The 17372-nt window shown below is 63.2% G+C and carries 15 protein-coding genes; 11 read left to right on the top strand and 4 right to left on the bottom strand.

Annotated elements, in window-relative coordinates; translation table 11 throughout:
- The 11 genes from PSH66_RS19075 to PSH66_RS19025 all read left to right on the top strand — a co-directional run bounded on the left by PSH66_RS19075 (window position 1) and on the right by PSH66_RS19025 (window position 13544).
- Window positions 1-876, top strand: a complete 876-nt coding sequence (locus PSH66_RS19075) for an ABC transporter substrate-binding protein (protein WP_305427445.1) — start codon at window positions 1-3, stop codon at window positions 874-876.
- Between the two features lie 9 nt (window positions 877-885).
- Window positions 886-1635, top strand: a complete 750-nt coding sequence (locus tag PSH66_RS19070) for a quinoprotein dehydrogenase-associated SoxYZ-like carrier (protein ID WP_003174857.1) — start codon at window positions 886-888, stop codon at window positions 1633-1635.
- A 16-nt stretch (window positions 1636-1651) separates the two neighbouring features.
- Window positions 1652-2584, top strand: a complete 933-nt coding sequence (locus PSH66_RS19065; RefSeq protein WP_141063131.1) for a quinoprotein relay system zinc metallohydrolase 1 — start codon at window positions 1652-1654, stop codon at window positions 2582-2584.
- Window positions 2585-2699: 115 nt separating this feature from the next.
- Window positions 2700-4475, top strand: coding sequence for a PQQ-dependent methanol/ethanol family dehydrogenase (locus PSH66_RS19060; protein WP_003174855.1), 1776 nt, complete (start codon window positions 2700-2702; stop codon window positions 4473-4475).
- 121 nt (window positions 4476-4596) lie between these two features.
- Window positions 4597-6117, top strand: coding sequence for an aldehyde dehydrogenase family protein (locus PSH66_RS19055; protein ID WP_003174854.1), 1521 nt, complete (start codon window positions 4597-4599; stop codon window positions 6115-6117).
- A 179-nt stretch (window positions 6118-6296) separates the two neighbouring features.
- On the top strand, window positions 6297-6368 hold the full coding sequence (gene pqqA / locus PSH66_RS19050; protein WP_074750225.1) for a pyrroloquinoline quinone precursor peptide PqqA: 72 nt from the start codon (window positions 6297-6299) through the stop codon (window positions 6366-6368).
- Between the two features lie 103 nt (window positions 6369-6471).
- Window positions 6472-7635 carry an alcohol dehydrogenase-like regulatory protein ErcA gene (ercA, locus tag PSH66_RS19045; protein ID WP_042944966.1) on the top strand — a complete coding sequence of 388 codons (1164 nt, stop codon included), beginning with the start codon at window positions 6472-6474 and terminating at the stop codon, window positions 7633-7635.
- The gene (locus tag PSH66_RS19040) at window positions 7619-8989 is read left to right on the top strand and encodes a hybrid sensor histidine kinase/response regulator (RefSeq protein WP_305427444.1); all 1371 of its coding nucleotides are present in this window, start codon (window positions 7619-7621) and stop codon (window positions 8987-8989) included. The genes ercA and PSH66_RS19040 overlap by 17 nt, the downstream gene beginning before the upstream one ends.
- A gap of 77 nt (window positions 8990-9066) precedes the next feature.
- Window positions 9067-10530: a DASS family sodium-coupled anion symporter gene (locus tag PSH66_RS19035; RefSeq protein WP_003174851.1), complete on the top strand. Its 1464-nt coding sequence runs from the start codon at window positions 9067-9069 to the stop codon at window positions 10528-10530.
- 228 nt (window positions 10531-10758) lie between these two features.
- The gene (locus tag PSH66_RS19030) at window positions 10759-12402 is read left to right on the top strand and encodes an MFS transporter (RefSeq protein WP_003174850.1); all 1644 of its coding nucleotides are present in this window, start codon (window positions 10759-10761) and stop codon (window positions 12400-12402) included.
- Window positions 12399-13544 carry an HlyD family secretion protein gene (locus PSH66_RS19025; protein WP_305427443.1) on the top strand — a complete coding sequence of 382 codons (1146 nt, stop codon included), beginning with the start codon at window positions 12399-12401 and terminating at the stop codon, window positions 13542-13544. Before PSH66_RS19030 ends, PSH66_RS19025 begins: the two co-directional genes overlap by 4 nt.
- 95 nt (window positions 13545-13639) lie before the next feature.
- On the opposite strand, the gene PSH66_RS19020 is transcribed toward PSH66_RS19025, so the two are convergent.
- From PSH66_RS19020 to PSH66_RS19005, 4 genes are all read right to left on the bottom strand, one after another.
- Window positions 13640-14506: an aldose 1-epimerase gene (locus tag PSH66_RS19020; protein ID WP_003174848.1), complete on the bottom strand. Its 867-nt coding sequence runs from the start codon at window positions 14504-14506 to the stop codon at window positions 13640-13642.
- Complete coding sequence (locus tag PSH66_RS19015) at window positions 14506-15786, bottom strand: TRAP transporter large permease (protein WP_003174847.1); 1281 nt, start codon at window positions 15784-15786, stop codon at window positions 14506-14508. The genes PSH66_RS19020 and PSH66_RS19015 overlap by 1 nt, the downstream gene beginning before the upstream one ends.
- Window position 15787: 1 nt before the next feature.
- Window positions 15788-16315 carry a TRAP transporter small permease gene (locus PSH66_RS19010; RefSeq protein WP_003174846.1) on the bottom strand — a complete coding sequence of 176 codons (528 nt, stop codon included), beginning with the start codon at window positions 16313-16315 and terminating at the stop codon, window positions 15788-15790.
- A 62-nt stretch (window positions 16316-16377) separates the two neighbouring features.
- On the bottom strand, window positions 16378-17349 hold the full coding sequence (locus tag PSH66_RS19005) for a TRAP transporter substrate-binding protein (RefSeq protein WP_305427442.1): 972 nt from the start codon (window positions 17347-17349) through the stop codon (window positions 16378-16380).
- Window positions 17350-17372: the final 23 nt, after the last annotated feature.

Here is a 17372-nt window from a genome sequence, read left to right as displayed (position 1 = left end):
ATGCGCCTGTTCGCGTATGTGCTTGGCCTGGCCCTGCTGTGTTGCCAGACGGCACAGGCGCAGGTGCGCAGCTACGACCAGATGATCGCCGCCGGTGAGATCAAGGTGGCGGTCTATAAGGATTTTGCCCCCTACAGCTTCCAGGACGGCGGCACCCCACGGGGTGTCGACGTGGAGCTGGCCCAGGCCTTGGCCAAGGCGCTGGGGGTGCAGCTCACACTGATCTGGGCGCCGGCTGGCGAGAAGCTCGACGACGACCTGCGCGACTACATCTGGCGCGGCAGCCCGTTGCACAACCAGCAATTGGCCGACCTGATGATGCGTGCCCCCTACGACCACGCCTATGCGCAAAAGCGTAATGACCAGGGCGAACTGGAAAACGGCCATGTGGTGATGTTCGGGCCGTACCAGAACGAACAATGGCAGGTGGCCTACGACCGTCGACGGCTGGACAAGGTCGCCAGCGTGGCGGTGTTCGAGCAGCACCCGATTGGCGTCGAAGTCGACAGCGTGCCGTCGTTCTACCTCACCTCGGTGTTCAACGGCATGCTCGCCGGCAAGACCCGCCACTACCCCGACGTGCCCCAGGCCTTTGCGGCGATGAAGGCCGGCGAGGTCGACGCGGTGATGGCCATGCGCGGTGAAATCGACTGGCAGGTGCACGAGGCCCACGACCCGCAACTGGCCCTGGCGCAAAACGCCTACCCCAATATGGGCAAGCAGCGCTGGGAGATCGGCATGGCGGTGCATGAGAGCAATCGCCAGTTGGCCTATGCGGTAGAGGAGGCGCTGGAAGGCCTGATCCGCGACGGTGCGGTGCAAGCGATCTATGCCCGTTACGGCCTGCAGTACGAAGTGCCGCAGATGTATCAATAGGAGCAGGCGATGAACTGGCGATTGAGCTGCATCCTGGCTTGCTGGCTGCCGCTGGCGGCTCACGCCGTGGAAGTCGACCCGGTGCCGTCGGTGATGTGGGCCTTCTACCACAAGCAGTTCCTGGCGGATGCGCCGTTTGTGTTCGATGAGCGGGTCAAGCTGTTGGCGCCACCCTTCGCCGAAGATGCGCGCCAGGTGCCGCTGGAAATCGACGCCCGTGCGTTCAAAGGGCAGGTGGTGAAAATCCTCGCCTGGGCCGAACTCAACCCATTGCCGAAAATCGTCGACTTCCAACCCAAGGCCGGTGTGTTGCCCTGGCTGTCGATCCGCATCCGCATCGAACAGGCCACGCCGTTGCGCGCGGCGGTGCTCACCGAGGATGGGCTGTGGCACGTCGGTTCTACCCTGATCGACGCCGCCGGTGGTGGCTGCACCGCACCCAGCGTGGTGCGCACCCAACCCGGGTGGGAGGAGCATATCGGCGAAGTGCTCGGCGGCCGTTACCCGCGTGGCGAATTCAGCCGGGTGCGGGTCCAGGTGGCTCACCCGATGGACAACGGCATGGTCAGCGGCATTCCGGAATTTTTTATCAACCATGCGCAACTGCGTGGCCAGGACGATCAGGTGCTGGCCGAGCTGGAGCTGTTCCCGGCGGTCAGCGAAAACCCCAACCTGGCCTTCGATATCGATGCTCCAGGGCCCACCCGCCTGGTGCTGCGTGACAACAGCGGCAACCAGTTCGACGCCGCCATCCCCTGACCAGAAGGAGCGCGGCATGCGCTGGATCCTCTTGCTGTGCCTGGGCCTGAGCCTGCCCGTCCTGGCGGACCTCGACTACGCCCTCCAGCCACGGTTGATCGCCGACGATACCTGGCTGCTCGAAGGCAGCACCGACAACTTCGCCAAGGCCAACGGCGGCAATATCGTCAACACCGCTTTTATCGTCACCGAAGCCGGCGTGGTGGTGATCGACACCGGCCCGTCACGGCGCTACGGCGAAGCCCTGCGCCAGGCGATCGCCAAGGTAACGGCCAAACCGGTGGTCCAGGTGTTGATCACCCACCATCACCCCGACCACGCGCTGGGCAACCAGGCCTTCAAGGACGTGCCCATCGGCGCCCTGGCCGACACTACGCGGCTGCTGCGCGAGCAGGGCGACGGCATGGCGGAAAACCTCTACCGCATGGTCGGCGACTGGATGCGTGGCACCGAAGTGGTGTTGCCCACCCAGGTGCTGACACCCGGCGTGCTCAGCGTGGGCGGCCACGACCTGCGCTTGCTCGCACTCACCGGCCACACCGGCGCCGACCTGGCGATTCTCGACCCGAGCACCGGCGTGCTGTTTACCGGTGACCTGGTGTTCTATCAGCGCGCCCTCACCACCCCCAATAGTCCAGGGCTGGCGGCATGGCTGGCCGATCTCGACACCCTGCAAGCCTTGCCCTGGACCCTGGTCGTGCCCGGCCATGGCCCGGTGGCCAGCGACGCCCAGCCTTTCGTGCAGATGCGCGACTACCTCACCTGGCTCGACCAACTGCTGCGCGACGGCGCCGCCCATGGCAGCGACATGGCCGAGATGATCCGCAGCCCCATCCCCGCGCGTTTCGCCGCGATCAGCCTGAGCCGCTACGAACTGATCCGCAGTGTCAGCCACCTGTACCCGCGCTACGAGCGCGCGCAGATGCAGCGGCTGGATACCCGCTACTAAGGAACTAGCAATCTCGATACTGCGGTCAATTGTGACAATGCCCCCAGCGCCCAAGAATCGGCACCAGACCGGGAAAATTTCCCGGGTATAACAAAAAACCGCAGAGGTAGCCGTCATGACCCAACCCGCACGTCGCCAACCCTTCGCCTTGAGTGTGTTGCTCGGTGCCATCCTGTTATCCGGCCAGGCCATGGCCTCGGTCACCGATGAGGACATCCTCCAGGACCCGAAAAACCCCGGGCAGATCGTCACCAATGGCCTGGGCGTGCAGGGCCAGCGCTACAGCCCGCTCGACAGCCTGAACGTCGACAACGTCAAGGACCTGCGCCCGGTCTGGGCGTTTTCGTTTGGCGGCGAGAAACAGCGTGGGCAGCAGGCACAGCCCATGGTCAAGGACGGGGTGATGTACCTCACCGGTTCCTACTCGCGGGTGTTTGCGGTGGACGCGCGCACCGGCAAGAAGCTCTGGCAATACGATGCGCGCCTGCCCGATGACATCCGTCCGTGCTGTGACGTGATCAACCGGGGCGTGGCGCTGTATGGCGACCTGGTGTTCTTCGGCACCCTCGACGCCAAGCTGGTGGCCCTGAACAAAGACACCGGCAAAGTGGTGTGGAGCAAGAAGGTCGCCGACCACAAGGAAGGCTACTCGATCAGCGCCGCGCCCTTGGTGATCAACGGCAAACTGATCACTGGCGTGGCCGGGGGCGAGTTCGGTGTAGTGGGCAAGATTGAAGCCTATGACCCGAAAAACGGCGACCTGTTGTGGAGCCGTCCGACCGTCGAAGGCCATATGGGCTACGTCTACAAGGACGGCAAGGCGGTGGAAAACGGTATCTCCGGTGGCGAGGCGGGCAAGACCTGGCCCGGCGACCTGTGGAAGACCGGCGGTGCGGCCCCTTGGCTGGGCGGCTACTACGACCCGGAAACCAACCTGCTGCTGTTCGGCACCGGCAACCCGGCCCCGTGGAACTCGCACCTGCGCCCCGGCGATAACCTCTATTCCTCCTCGCGCCTGGCGCTGAACCCGGACGACGGCACGATCAAGTGGCATTTCCAGAGCACGCCCCACGACGGTTGGGACTATGACGGCGTGAACGAGCTGGTCTCCTTCAACTACAGCGAAGGCGGCAAGGAAATCAAAGCGGCGGCCACCGCCGACCGTAATGGTTTCTTCTATGTGCTCGACCGCACCAACGGCAAGTTCATCCGTGGTTTCCCGTTTGTCGACAAGATCACCTGGGCCACCGGTTTGGACAAGGACGGCCGGCCGATCTACAACGAAGCCAGCCGTCCCGGCGCGCCGGGCAGCGAAACCAAGGGCACTTCGGTGTTCGTCGCGCCGGCGTTCCTTGGCGCGAAAAACTGGATGCCGATGGCCTACAACCGCGACACCGGGCTGTTCTATGTGCCGTCCAACGAGTGGGGCATGGACATCTGGAACGAAGGCATCGCCTATAAGAAAGGCGCGGCGTTCCTGGGCGCGGGCTTCACCATCAAGCCACTGAACGAAGACTACATCGGCGTGCTGCGCGCCATCGACCCCAAGACCGGCAAGGAAGTCTGGCGCCACAAGAACTTCGCGCCGCTGTGGGGTGGCGTGCTGACCACCAAGGGCAACCTGGTGTTTACCGGCACGCCGGAAGGTTTCTTGCAGGCGTTCAACGCCAAGACCGGCGAAAAAGTCTGGGAATTCCAGACCGGTTCCGGCGTGCTCGGCTCGCCCGTCACCTGGGAAATGGACGGCGAACAGTATGTGTCGGTGCTCTCCGGCTGGGGCGGCGCGGTGCCGTTGTGGGGCGGCGAAGTAGCCAAGCGCATCAAGGACTTCAACCAGGGCGGCATGCTCTGGACCTTCAAGCTGCCCAAAGAGCTGGTCGCCAAACACTGAATCTACGACCAAATGACTGTTACCCCCCTGCCAACGGCGCATTCGCCCGGCAGCGGGGGCTCTTTACTATCGGGTCATCGCCTGTTGACCGACAGGCCCGGACCCAGACAGAGGCTTCAACATGATCTACGCACAACCTGGCACCCCTGGCGCTATCGTCAGCTTCAAGTCGCGCTACGGCAATTTCATCGGCGGCGAGTTCGTTGCACCGCTCAGCGGCGAATACTTCACCAACACCTCGCCGGTCACCGGTGAAGCGATCGCCGAGTTCCCGCGCTCCAACGCCGCCGATATCGATAAGGCCCTGGATGCCGCCCACGCCGCCGCCGATGCCTGGGGCAAGACCTCGCCCCAGGACCGTTCCCTGGTGCTGCTGAAAATTGCCGACCGCATCGAGCAACACCTCGAAGTGCTGGCCGTGACCGAAAGCTGGGACAACGGCAAGGCCGTGCGCGAAACCCTCAACGCCGACGTGCCGCTGGCCGCCGACCACTTTCGCTACTTCGCCGGCTGCATCCGCGCCCAGGAAGGCGGCGCCGCCGAGATCAACGAACACACCGCCGCCTACCACTTCCATGAGCCGCTGGGCGTGGTCGGGCAGATCATCCCGTGGAACTTCCCGCTGTTGATGGCCGCCTGGAAACTCGCGCCGGCCCTGGCCGCCGGTAACTGCATCGTGCTCAAGCCGGCCGAGCAGACGCCGCTGTCGATCATGGTGTTTGCCGAACTGATCAATGACCTGCTGCCACCGGGCGTGCTGAACATCGTCCAGGGCTTTGGCCGCGAAGCGGGGGAGGCCTTGGCCACCAGCAAGCGCATCGCCAAGATCGCATTTACCGGCTCGACCCCGATCGGCGCGCACATCATGCATGCGGCCGCCGAGAACCTGATCCCGTCGACCGTGGAGCTGGGCGGCAAGTCGCCGAACATCTTCTTCGAAGACATCATGCGGGCGGAGCCTGCATTCATCGAAAAAGCCGCCGAAGGCCTGGTGCTGGCGTTCTTCAACCAGGGCGAAGTGTGCACCTGCCCGTCGCGGGCGCTGGTGCAGGAGTCGATCTACGACGACTTCATGAAAGTGGTGATGAAGAAGATCGTCAAGATCAAGCGCGGCAACCCGCTGGACACCGAGACCATGGTCGGCGCCCAGGCGTCCGAGCAGCAATACGACAAGATCCTCTCTTACCTCAAGATCGCCCAGGAAGAGGGCGCCGAGCTGCTCACCGGCGGCGCGGCCGAGCGTTTGGACGGCGACCTGGCCAGCGGTTATTACATCCAGCCGACCCTGCTCAAGGGGCACAACAAGATGCGTGTGTTCCAGGAAGAAATCTTCGGCCCGGTGGTGGGCATCACCACCTTCAAGGACGAAGCCGAGGCCCTGGCGATTGCCAACGACAGCGAGTTCGGCCTGGGTGCCGGTTTGTGGACCCGCGATATCAACCGCGCCTACCGCATGGGCCGGGCGATCAAGGCCGGGCGCGTGTGGACCAACTGCTACCACCTGTACCCGGCCCACGCGGCGTTTGGCGGGTACAAGAAGTCGGGGGTGGGGCGTGAGAACCACAAGATGATGCTGGATCATTACCAGCAGACCAAGAACCTGCTGGTGAGCTACGACATCAATCCGCTGGGGTTCTTCTGATCCCTTGATTACAACGCGGTCCCCTGTGGGAGGGCGCAAGCCCCTCCCACATTTTGTTCTATGTACATTCGCGACTAATGCAGTGCATTCACTCCTTCGAAAGTAGCATTCGCTCCCTCATCCGCTCATGCATTAATGCCTCTACCGGAACCCTCCGGCACAACAAGAGGACTACCCCCATGTGGACTAAACCGACCTACACCGACCTGCGTATCGGCTTCGAAGTGACCATGTACTTCGCCAGCCGCTGATCGCGGGCACTGCACGGAGGATGCCTCTTTGGTCTGATTGCATTCGCAGCCGGATCGGTTAGTGTGGAGCGCATCTTCCAAAATAATAACAACAGGCTTTCCAATGAGCCCCAATCTGAGCCTCCTGCGTAAATTCGTCTCGCCTGAAATCATCTTCGGTGCCGGTTGCCGGCATAACGTCGGCAATTACGCCAAGACCTTCGGCGCGCGCAAGGTGCTGGTGGTCAGCGACCCCGGCGTGATCGCCGCCGGCTGGGTGGCGGATGTGCAAGCCAGCCTGCACGCCATCGGCATCGACTATTGCCTGTACAGCGCCGTGTCGCCCAACCCCCGTGTCGAAGAAGTGATGCTCGGCGCCGAGGTGTATCGCGAAAACCATTGCGACGTGATCGTGGCCATCGGCGGCGGCAGCCCCATGGACTGCGCCAAGGCCATCGGCATTGTCGTCGCCCACGGGCGCAGCATCCTTGAATTCGAAGGGGTGGACACCATCCGCGTGCCGAGCCCCCCGCTGATCCTTATCCCCACCACCGCCGGCACTTCGGCGGATGTGTCGCAGTTCGTGATCATTTCCAACCAGCAGGAACGCATGAAGTTTTCCATCGTCAGCAAGGCGGTGGTGCCGGACGTGTCGCTGATCGACCCGGAGACCACGGCCAGCATGGACCCGTTCCTGTCGGCCTGTACCGGCATTGATGCGCTGGTGCATGCCATCGAGGCGTTCGTGTCCACCGGCCATGGCCCATTGACCGACCCCCATGCGCTGGAAGCCATGCGCCTGATCAACGGCAACCTGGTGCAGATGATCGCCAACCCCAGCGACATCGCCCTGCGGGAAAAAATCATGCTCGGCAGCATGCAGGCGGGCCTGGCGTTTTCCAATGCGATCCTCGGCGCGGTGCACGCCATGTCCCACAGCCTCGGCGGCTTTCTCGATCTGCCCCACGGGCTGTGCAACGCGGTGTTGGTGGAGCATGTGGTGGCGTTCAACTACAACTCGGCGCCCGAGCGCTTCAAGGTGATTGCCGAGACCTTCGGCATCGACTGCCGCGGCCTCAACCATCGGCAGATCTGCGGCCGGCTGGTGGAACACCTGATCGCGTTGAAGCACGCCATCGGCTTCCACGAAACCCTCGGCCTGCATGGGGTGCGTGTGGCGGATATACCGTTTTTGTCCGAGCATGCGATGGACGACCCGTGCATCCTCACCAACCCCCGTGAGTCCAGCCAGCGTGACGTCGAGGTCGTGTATGGCGAAGCGCTCTGACGAGCAGCAACGCGCCCTCGCCGGGCTGCTGGGGCTGGGCGACCAATCGGCGCGCAAGAGCCACTACCCGGAGCTGACGGCGCGCCTGGATGAGTTGGAGGACGAGCGCAAGCGCTACATCCGGCTGAACGATGAACTGGAGCAGCGCGTGGCCGCGCGCACCGACGAGCTGCTGGAAGCCAACCGTAACCTGCAACAACAGATCGCCCAGCGCGAACAGGTCGAGCAGGCCCTGCGCGACGCCCGCGATGCCGCCCAGGCCGCCAACCGCAGCAAGGACAAATACCTCGCCGCCGCCAGCCATGACCTGCTGCAGCCGCTGAATGCGGCGCGGCTGCTGATCGCCACGTTGCGTGAGCGCAGCTTGCCCAGCGTCGAACAGGTGCTGGTGGAACGTACCCACCAGGCCCTGGAGGGCGCGGAGGATTTACTGACGGACTTGCTGGATATCTCGCGACTGGACCAGGCGGCGGTCAAGCCCGATGTGGCCCTGTATCGGCTGGAAGAGGTGTTTGCGCCGCTGGTCTCGGAATTTCAATCGGTGGCCCAGGCCGCCGGGCTCAACCTGCGGGTGCGCATGGGGCACTACGCGGTGCGTACCGACCTGCGCCTGCTCACACGCATCCTGCGTAACTTCCTCAGCAACGCCTGCCGCTACACCGACGAGGGCTGCATCCTGCTCGGCGCACGTCGTCGCGGTGATTGCCTGCGCCTGGAGGTGTGGGACACCGGGCGCGGCATCGCGGCCGACCGGCTGGAGGCGATTTTCCTCGAGTTCAACCAACTGGACGTGGGCCGAGCGTCCGACCGCAAAGGTGTAGGGCTTGGCCTGGCGATTGTCGAGCGTATCGCCGAGGTGCTCGGCTATTGCATCGCCGTGCGTTCGTGGCCGGGGCGTGGCTCGATGTTCAGCATCGAAGTACCGCTGAGCGCCGAGATGCCGGCGGCGATCAGCCAACTGCCGGTGCAACCGACCACGGGTAACCCGCTGCCGGGCCGGCGGTTGCTGGTGATCGACAACGAAACCAGCATCCTCGAAAGCATGCGCGCCTTGCTCGGCCAGTGGGGCTGCGACGTGGTCATCGCCACCGACCAGGCCGGCGCGTTGCTGGCGTTGCAGGGCAGGGCGCCGGAGCTGATCCTGGCGGACTATCACCTGGACCACGGAATGCTGGGCTGCCAGGTGGTGCGGCAGTTGCGCGAGCATTTCGCGCAGAAGATCCCGGCGGTGATCATCACCGCCGACCGCACCGACCAGTGCCGTCGCGCACTGCGCCGGCTGGATGCGCCGCTGTTGAACAAACCGGTCAAGCCCGGCAAGTTGCGGGCGGTGTTGAGCCAGTTATTGGGCTAGCTCATTGACACCTGTCAACACGCGGCGCGGCGCTTTGCCTCATGCTCAAGGCCTGATCTAGAGCCTTGGAGCACCCCATGAGCGCGGCATCCTTCAAATTACCCCTGGGCCTGGTGGTCGCCGTGCTGGTGATGACCGGAGTGCTGCTGTTGCCGCTGCCTGCCGACTTGCCGGTGGCGGGGCAGAGGATGCTGGCGATCCTCGCGTTTGCGGTGGTGGTGTGGATCACCGAAGCGGTGTCCTATGAGGCCAGCGCGATCATGATCACTTCGCTGATGGCGTTTTTGCTTGGCACCGCGCCGTCGCTGCAAGACCCTGCGCACCTGATCGGCAGCAGCCCGGCGATCAGCATGGCCCTCACCGGGTTTTCCAACCCGGCGCTGGCGCTGGTGGCGGGCGCGTTGTTTATCGCCGCCGCGATGACCCACACCGGCCTGGACCGGCGCATCGCCCTGGTTACCTTGAGCCGCGTCGGCACCAGCACCCGGCGCATCCTGCTGGGGGCGATTGCGGTAACGATCCTGCTCAGCCTGGTGGTGCCCAGCGCCACCGCACGCAGCGCTTGTGTGGTACCGATCATGATGGGCGTGATCGCCGCGTTCGGCGTCGACAAACGCTCGAACATCGCCGCCGGGATCATGATCGTGGTGGCCCAGGGCACCAGCATCTGGAACGTCGGCATCCAGACCGCCGCCGCGCAGAACCTGCTGACCGTGGGCTTCATGGACAAAATGCTCGGCCAGCGCGTGTCGTGGATCGACTGGCTGATCGCCGGCGCGCCGTGGGCGCTGATCATGTCGGCGGTGCTGCTGTTTCTGGTGCTCAAGTTGCTGCCCCCGGAAACCGACAGCATCCCCGGTGGCAAGGAGGCGGTGGCGCAGTCCCTGATCGACATCGGCCCCATGACCGGCCCACAGAAACGCCTGCTGAGCGTGTCGCTGTTGCTGCTGCTGGCCTGGGCCACGGAAGGGCGCCTGCATCATTTCGACACCACCTCGACCACCTACGCCGGGTTGGTATTCCTGCTGCTGCCGGGCATCGGCGTGATGACCTGGAAGGACGTGCAGTCGCGGATTCCGTGGGGCACGGTGATTGTGTTCGGCGTGGGCATCAGCCTGGGCACGGCGTTACTGACCACCCAGGCCGGGCAGTGGCTGGGGGCTACGGTGGTGGCCCACACGGGGCTGGATCAGGTGGGCCCGTTGGGGGTGTTTGCGATCCTCGCAGCGTTTTTGATCGTGATTCACCTGGGGTTCGCCAGCGCCACCGCCTTGACCTCGGCGTTGCTGCCGATATTGATTGCGGTGCTGCAGACCTTGCCCGGTGATTTCAGCCGGTTGGGGATGACCATGCTGCTGGGGTTTGTGATGAGCTACGGGTTTATCCTGCCGATCAATGCGCCGCAGAATATGGTGTGCCTGGGCACGGGGACGTTTACGGCGCGGCAGTTTGCCAAGGTGGGCATCCTGGTGACGCTGATCGGGTACGGGTTGATGTTGGTGTTTGCGGCGACCTACTGGAGTTGGCTCGGTTGGGTCTGATTTGGAATGCGCTTTAGACACCGATGATATCCAGTGTGGGGGAGGGGCAAGCCCTCCCACAATTTTGATCTCCATACATCAGATCGGCCTCAGTCTGGCTCTGGCTCTGGCTCCGGCTTTTGATCTCAATTCCATCCCCAACATGACAAGATGAACTCCACTCAGGTTTACTACTCCCTGAGTAAAGCCCCCCGGCGACCCAACCCGCCGGCTCATCCAGGTCATCGAATGGACAAATACACCCCCCACACCTGGGAACCCCACGAGCGTCCGAGCTTGCCGGGTTCGCCGTCGACGCCGTTGCACCCCACGCATAAGCGTTGGCTGTATGCGCTGGTGGGTGTGCTGGTCGCCATCACCGGCGGCCTGGGTAATGCCCTGGTGATCGCCAACCTGCAATACCTGCAAGGCGCCCTCGGCGCGACCACGGCGGAAATGGCCTGGCTGCCCGCCGCCTATGTGATGACCAACGTGTGCATGAACCTGCTGCTGGTGAAGTTCCGCCAGCAGTTCGGCCTGCGTGCGTTCACCGAGGTGTTCCTGGTGCTGTATGCACTGGTGACCTTCGGCCATTTGTTCGTCAACGATCTCAGTTCAGCCATCGCAGTGCGCGCGGCGCATGGGATGGTGGGGGCGGCGCTGAGTTCGTTGGGCTTGTACTACATGATCCAGGCGTTCCCGGCGAAGTGGCGCTTGAAGTCGCTGGTGCTGGGCCTGGGCACGGCGCAATTGGCGTTGCCGCTGGCGCGCCTGTTCTCTGAAGACCTGCTGCAAATCGCCGAATGGCGCGGTTTGTATCTGTTCGAACTGGGCCTGGCGCTGATCTGCCTGGGCTGCGTGTTCTTGCTCAAATTGCCGCCCGGCGACCGCTTCAAGACCTTTGAAAAGCTCGACTTTCTCACTTTCGCGATTCTCGCCAGCGGCGTCGCGCTGCTCTGCGCGGTGCTGTCCCTGGGGCGTATCGACTGGTGGCTGGAAGCGCCATGGATCGGAGTCGCCTCGGCCTGTTCGCTGGTGTTGATCATGGCCGGCCTGGCCATCGAACATAACCGCGCCAACCCGATGTTGATGACCCGTTGGCTGGGCAGCGGCACCATGATTCGCCTGGCCTTGGCGGTGATCCTGATCCGCATGGTGCTGTCCGAGCAATCCACCGGAGCGGTGGGGTTCATGCAGATGCTGAACATGAGCTACCAGCAGATGCACACGCTGTACGTGGTGATGCTGGCCGGCGCGATCAGTGGCTTGGTGGTCAGCGCGTTGACGATTAACCCGGCGCATCTGCTGATGCCGCTGGTGATTTCCCTGGCGCTGATGGCAACCGGCTCGGTGATGGACAGTTTCTCCAGCAACCTCACCCGGCCGCAGAACCTGTACATCAGCCAGTTCCTGCTAGGCTTTGGCGGCACGTTCTTCTTGGGGCCGACCATGGTGCTGGGCACGAAAAACGTATTGGCCAACCCGCGCAACCTGGTGAGTTTTTCAGTGATGTTCGGCATCTGCCAGAACCTCGGCGGGCTGATTGGCGCAGCCTTGCTCGGTACTTTCCAGATTGTGCGCGAGAAATATCATTCCAGCATGATCGTCGAACACCTCAGCCTGCTCGATCCGCGTGTGGCCGCGCGAGTGCAGAGCGGTGGCTCGGCCTATGGCGGCATTGTCGCCGACCCGGAACTGCGCAACCTCATGGGCATCCGCAGCCTGGCCACGGCGGCGACGCGTGAGGCGAACGTGATGGCCTACAACGATGTCTTCATGTTGATCGCGATTATCGCGATGCTGACCATGACCTGGATCTTTATCCGCAGTCTGTGGCTGATGAGCACCACCCGAGCAACCACTCCCGTTCAACCCAGCGGCGCCCCTTCATGACCGAACCCACGACCACGACCACCAACGCCATCGCTTCCACCCCGGAAGGCACTACACCGCCGGGCGCGACGGTCACCGAGCCGCGTTCGCTGCGGGTGCGTATTCTCTCGTCCCTGGGCTTTGCCGCGATTGCCGTCGTCGGCGTATTGATTGTGCTCTATGCCTGGCAACTGCCGCCGTTCAGCAGCGCGGTGGAAACCACCGAAAACGCCTTGGTGCGCGGCCAGGTGACGATCATCGGCCCGCAGCTCAGCGGTTACGTGTTCGAGGTGCCGGTGCAGGACTTCCAGTACGTCAAGGCCGGTGATCTGCTGGTGCGCCTGGACGACCGCATCTACAGGCAGCGCCTGGACCAGGCCCTGGCACAGTTGGCGGTGCAGAAGGCCGCGCTGGCCAATGTGGTGCAGCAACGCAACAGCGCCGAAGCCACCATCAAGCTGCGCCAGGCGGCCTTGGTGGACAGCCAGGCTCAGGCGCGCAAGAGCACCGCCGACTTGCGCCGCAACGAAGAGCTGATCAGCGACGGTTCGGTGTCCAGGCGCGAGCTGGACGTGACCCGTGCCGCCAATGCGCAGACCATTGCAGCGGTGGCCCAAGCCCAGGCCAGCCTGGAAATTGCACGGCAGGACTTGCAGACGGTGATCGTCAATCGCGGCTCCCTGGAAGCGGCGGTCGCGAGTGCCGACGCGGCGGTGGAGCTGGCGCGCATCGACCTGTCCAACACGCGCATTACCGCGCCGCGTGACGGGCAACTGGGGCAGATCGGCGTGCGTCTGGGGGCCTACGTCAATTCCGGCGCGCAGTTGATGGCACTGGTGCCGAAGCAACTGTGGGTGATCGCGAACATGAAAGAAACCCAGATGGACAACGTGCAGGTCGGCCAACTGGTGACCTTCACCGTGGATGCGCTGAGCCACCGCAAGTTTCACGGCACGGTGCAGCATATTTCCCCGGCCACAGGTTCGGAGTTCAGCCTGTTGCAGGCGGACAACGCCACCGGCAATTTTGTGAAGATTGCTCAGCGGGTGCCGGTGCGGATTACCGTCGACCCGGATCAGGCCGAGAGCGAACGGCTGCGGCCGGGGTTGTCGGTGGTGGTCAGTATTGATACAGCGGGGCGCCTGAAAAACAGTCCGCCCTGATACACGCAGGAGCAAATTGTGGGAGGGGCGGTGCGACGATTCGACTTGCTCCCGATAGCGGTATGTCAGTCAGCTGATGTATGACTGATTCAGCGCTATCGGGGGGCCCCTCCCACATTTGGAATGTATTTCAGGTTGAAATCGAGTTGGACCGATTGATTGTGTTCTAACAGTTTCAGGCCCGGCCGCCCCGGCAAGTGATGGGCATTCACCGGATGACTCACCGGCTCGATGCAAAAGAACCCCAGCCCCGGCGGGCAGTACAGCAGGAAGTAATCGGCGCCGCTGGCCTGGCATTCCAGGGCGTAACCCAACTCCGGCTGTTCGATCCGGCAATGGCCGTCCCACTGGCAGAAGCCGTTGTCCACCAGGCCTTCGGGCAGCTCGCTCAATACCTGAAAATCCCATTCGGGCGGTACTGGCGCCAAGCCTGTCGGCAACTTCGTGCTATCACTCAACCACACCTGCGCCGCCGACGCCTGCAATCGTGTGTCCGGCCGTCGCGGGAAGTAGGGATGCAACCCCAGCCCGTGCCACGCGGCTTTCTCCGCCAGGTGGGTGACGCGCAATTCGATACTCAATGTCCCGTCGCTCAACCGAATCCGCTGCTCGGCGCGATAGGTAAACGGTGTCTCGCACAGCACCTCAAGCACCACTTCATCCGTCGTTTGACTGACCACCTGCCACGCTTGCTGCCAGGCCGAGCCGTGAATCGGAAACGGGTCGTTGGGGCTGTTGGGCGCAAGGGCCAGCCAGCCGTGGGGGTTGTCGAACCCTTCTTCGGCAATACGGTTGGACCAGGGCACCAAGGGATAACAGCCCAGCTTTCCGGGCAGCTCGCTGTGCGGGTCGTTAGGCCGCAACAACGGTTGCCCGCTGGCGCGCACGGTCCAATTGACCAGGCTGCCACCCACGGCCGGTTTAAGGCTGAGGTGGGTCAGGTTATCTTCAAGTTCAATCATTACAACACCACGCTCGGCAACCACAGCGACAGGGCAGGGATGTAGGTCACCGCCATCAGGATCAGGAACAGCACCGCATAAAACGGTACCAGCGCCTTCACGGTTTTCTCGATAGTGGTCTTGCCCACCGCCGCGCCGACGAACAGCACCGCGCCCACCGGCGGGGTGATCAGGCCGATGCCGAGGTTGACCAGCATGATCATGCCGAAGTGCACCGGATCGACGCCAATACCGAGCACCACCGGCAACAGGATCGGTGTGAGGATCAGGATCAGCGGCGCCATGTCCATCACTGTGCCGAGCAACAGCAGCATGACGTTGATGCACATCAGGATCACGTAGCGGTTGTCCGACAGGGTCAGGAACAGCGTGGTGATTTTCGCCGGGATCTGCATCAGGGTCATGATGTAGCCGAAGCTGGCGGCAAAGGCGATCAGGATCATCACGATGGAAATGGTGCGCACCGTGCGGTGCATCAGCTTGGGCAGTTCGCTCCATTTGTAGTCGCGGTAGATGAACATGGTCACGAAGAACGCCCACAACACGGCAATCGCGGCCGATTCAGTGGCGGTGAAGATCCCGGAGAGGATGCCGCCCAGGATGATCACCATGGCCATCAGGCCCCAGAGCGCATCGGCGGCAATCTTCAACGCCTGCTTGAGGGGGATGACTTCGCCCTTGGGGTAGTCGCGTTTCTTGGCGAAGATCAGGCACAGCACCATCAGGCACGCGCTCATTAACAGCCCCGGCACTACGCCGGCCATGAACAGCGAGGCGATGGACACCGTGCCGCCGGCCGCCAGGGAGTAGAGCACCGAGTTGTGGCTGGGCGGCGTCAACAGCGCCTGCACCGAGCCGCTGACCGTCACCGCCGTGGCGAACTCACGGGGATAACCGCGGCGTTCCATCTCCGGGATCAGCACCGAGCCGACCGAGGCGGTATCCGCCACCGACGAGCCGGAGATGGCGCCGAAAAAGGTCGAGGCGACAATATTCACCAGGGACAGGCCACCGCGCACAAAGCCCACCAGCACCCCGGCAAACGCCACCAGGCGCCGCGACATGCCGCCTTCGGCCATGATCGCCCCGGCCAGTACAAAGAACGGGATCGCCATCAGCGAGAACTTGTTCACCCCGCCGGCCACCTGGATCATCAGGGCCTGGAAGGGGATGTCGATCCACCACGCGCCGATCAGCGCCGACAAGCCCAGGGCGTAGGCCACCGGCATGCCGATCAGGATCAAGGCGATAAAGCTGCCCAACAGAATCAATGCGTCCATATCAGGCAGCCCCTTCGCTTTCTTCCACCAGGTCAAAGCGCACCACGCGCCGGTTGCTCTGGTCACCGAGCAGGAGTTTTTCCACCACGAAGATCAGCGTCAGCACGCCGCCGATCGGGATCGGCATATAGGTGATGCCCACGCGCAGGGTGGGAATGGCGCTCATGAACTGGTTCCAGGTGGACAGGCACAGCTTGGTGCCCCAGATCGCCATGAACAGGCAAATGGTGCCCATCAGCAGTTGCGAGAAGATGCCGACGATGCGGCGTTGGGTGGCCGGCAGACGGTCAACCACCATCGCGACCGACATATGCGCGCCGGCGCGATAGCTGGCGGCGGCGCCGATAAAGGTAAATACCAGCATCAGCAGGATCGCGGTGGGCTCCGGCCAGCTGGAGCCGGTGCCGAGGACGTAGCGGGCGAAGATGCCCCAGGGGATGATCAGTGCGACGCCGAGAACCGAAAGGCCGGCGACCCAGATGCAGGTCATGTAGATGCGGTCGTTGATGCGCAGCAGTAAATTCTTCATGGCGTTCACCGTAACCAGGCGCGTCAGTACCTGCCGCGCCGGGCCTTGTCAGGAGGAGGGCGTTACTGCACCGCGTCGATACGCTTGATCAGGTCGGCATAAGGCGCGCCGTATTTGGCACGTACCGCTGCGGTGGCGTCGTAGAAGGGTTTTTTATCGACAGTGATGAACTCGACGCCGGCCTTCTTGAGTTTTTCCTCACTGCTGGCGGACTTGGCGTCCCACAGCGTGCGCTCATCGGCCTGGGCGGCCTTGGCGGCTTTTTTCACCATGTCCTGCTGGGCGGGGGTGAGTTTGTTCCAGGTGATTTTCGACATCACGATGGGCTCGGGCAGGATCAGGTGTTCGGTGAGGGTGTAGTACTTGGCGTTCTGGTAGTGGTTATGCTCAAGCATGGTCGGCGGGTTGTTCTCCGCGCCGTCGATGACGCCTGTCTGCAAGGCGCTGAAGATCTCGCCGGTGTCCATGGCGATGCCGTTGGCGCCCATTGCGTTGAAGGCTTCGATGAAGATCGGGTTGCCTTGTACGCGGATCTTCATGCCCTTGAGGTCTTCGATCTTACGCACCGGTTTCTTGGTGTAGAGGTTGCGCGTGCCGCCGTCCATCCAGGCCAGGGCCACCAGGCCGAACTCGGAGTTGGTGATCTTGGCGAGGATCTCGTCACCGATTTCACCGTCGATGATCTTGCGCATGTGCGCCTGATCACGGAATACGAACGGCAGGTTGAACACGTTCACGTCCGGCACCACCGGGCCGACGATGCCGAGGCTGACGCGGGTCATCTGCACGGCGCCGACCTGGGCCTGTTCGACCACCTCTTTCTCGGAGCCGAGCACACCGCCCGGGAAATACTTGAAGGTCAGTTCGCCGTTGGTTTCTTTTGTCAGAGCCTTGCCCATGTTCTCTTCGGCGACCACCGTGGGGTAACCGGCGGGGTGGATGTCGGCGAATTTGATTTCCAGCGCGTGGGCGGCGCTGGCGAAGACGAACGAGAGTGGAAGTGCGGCGGCCAGCAAGGTGCGTTTGAAGTCCATGGGGGGTGTCTCCTGTCTTGTTA

It is taken from the genome of Pseudomonas sp. FP597 (assembly GCF_030687435.1).
Taxonomy (GTDB): Bacteria; Pseudomonadota; Gammaproteobacteria; order Pseudomonadales; family Pseudomonadaceae; genus Aquipseudomonas; species Aquipseudomonas lactucae.
Note: the sequence above shows the minus strand (reverse complement) of the source record. Positions and strands in the feature narration are given on the sequence as shown.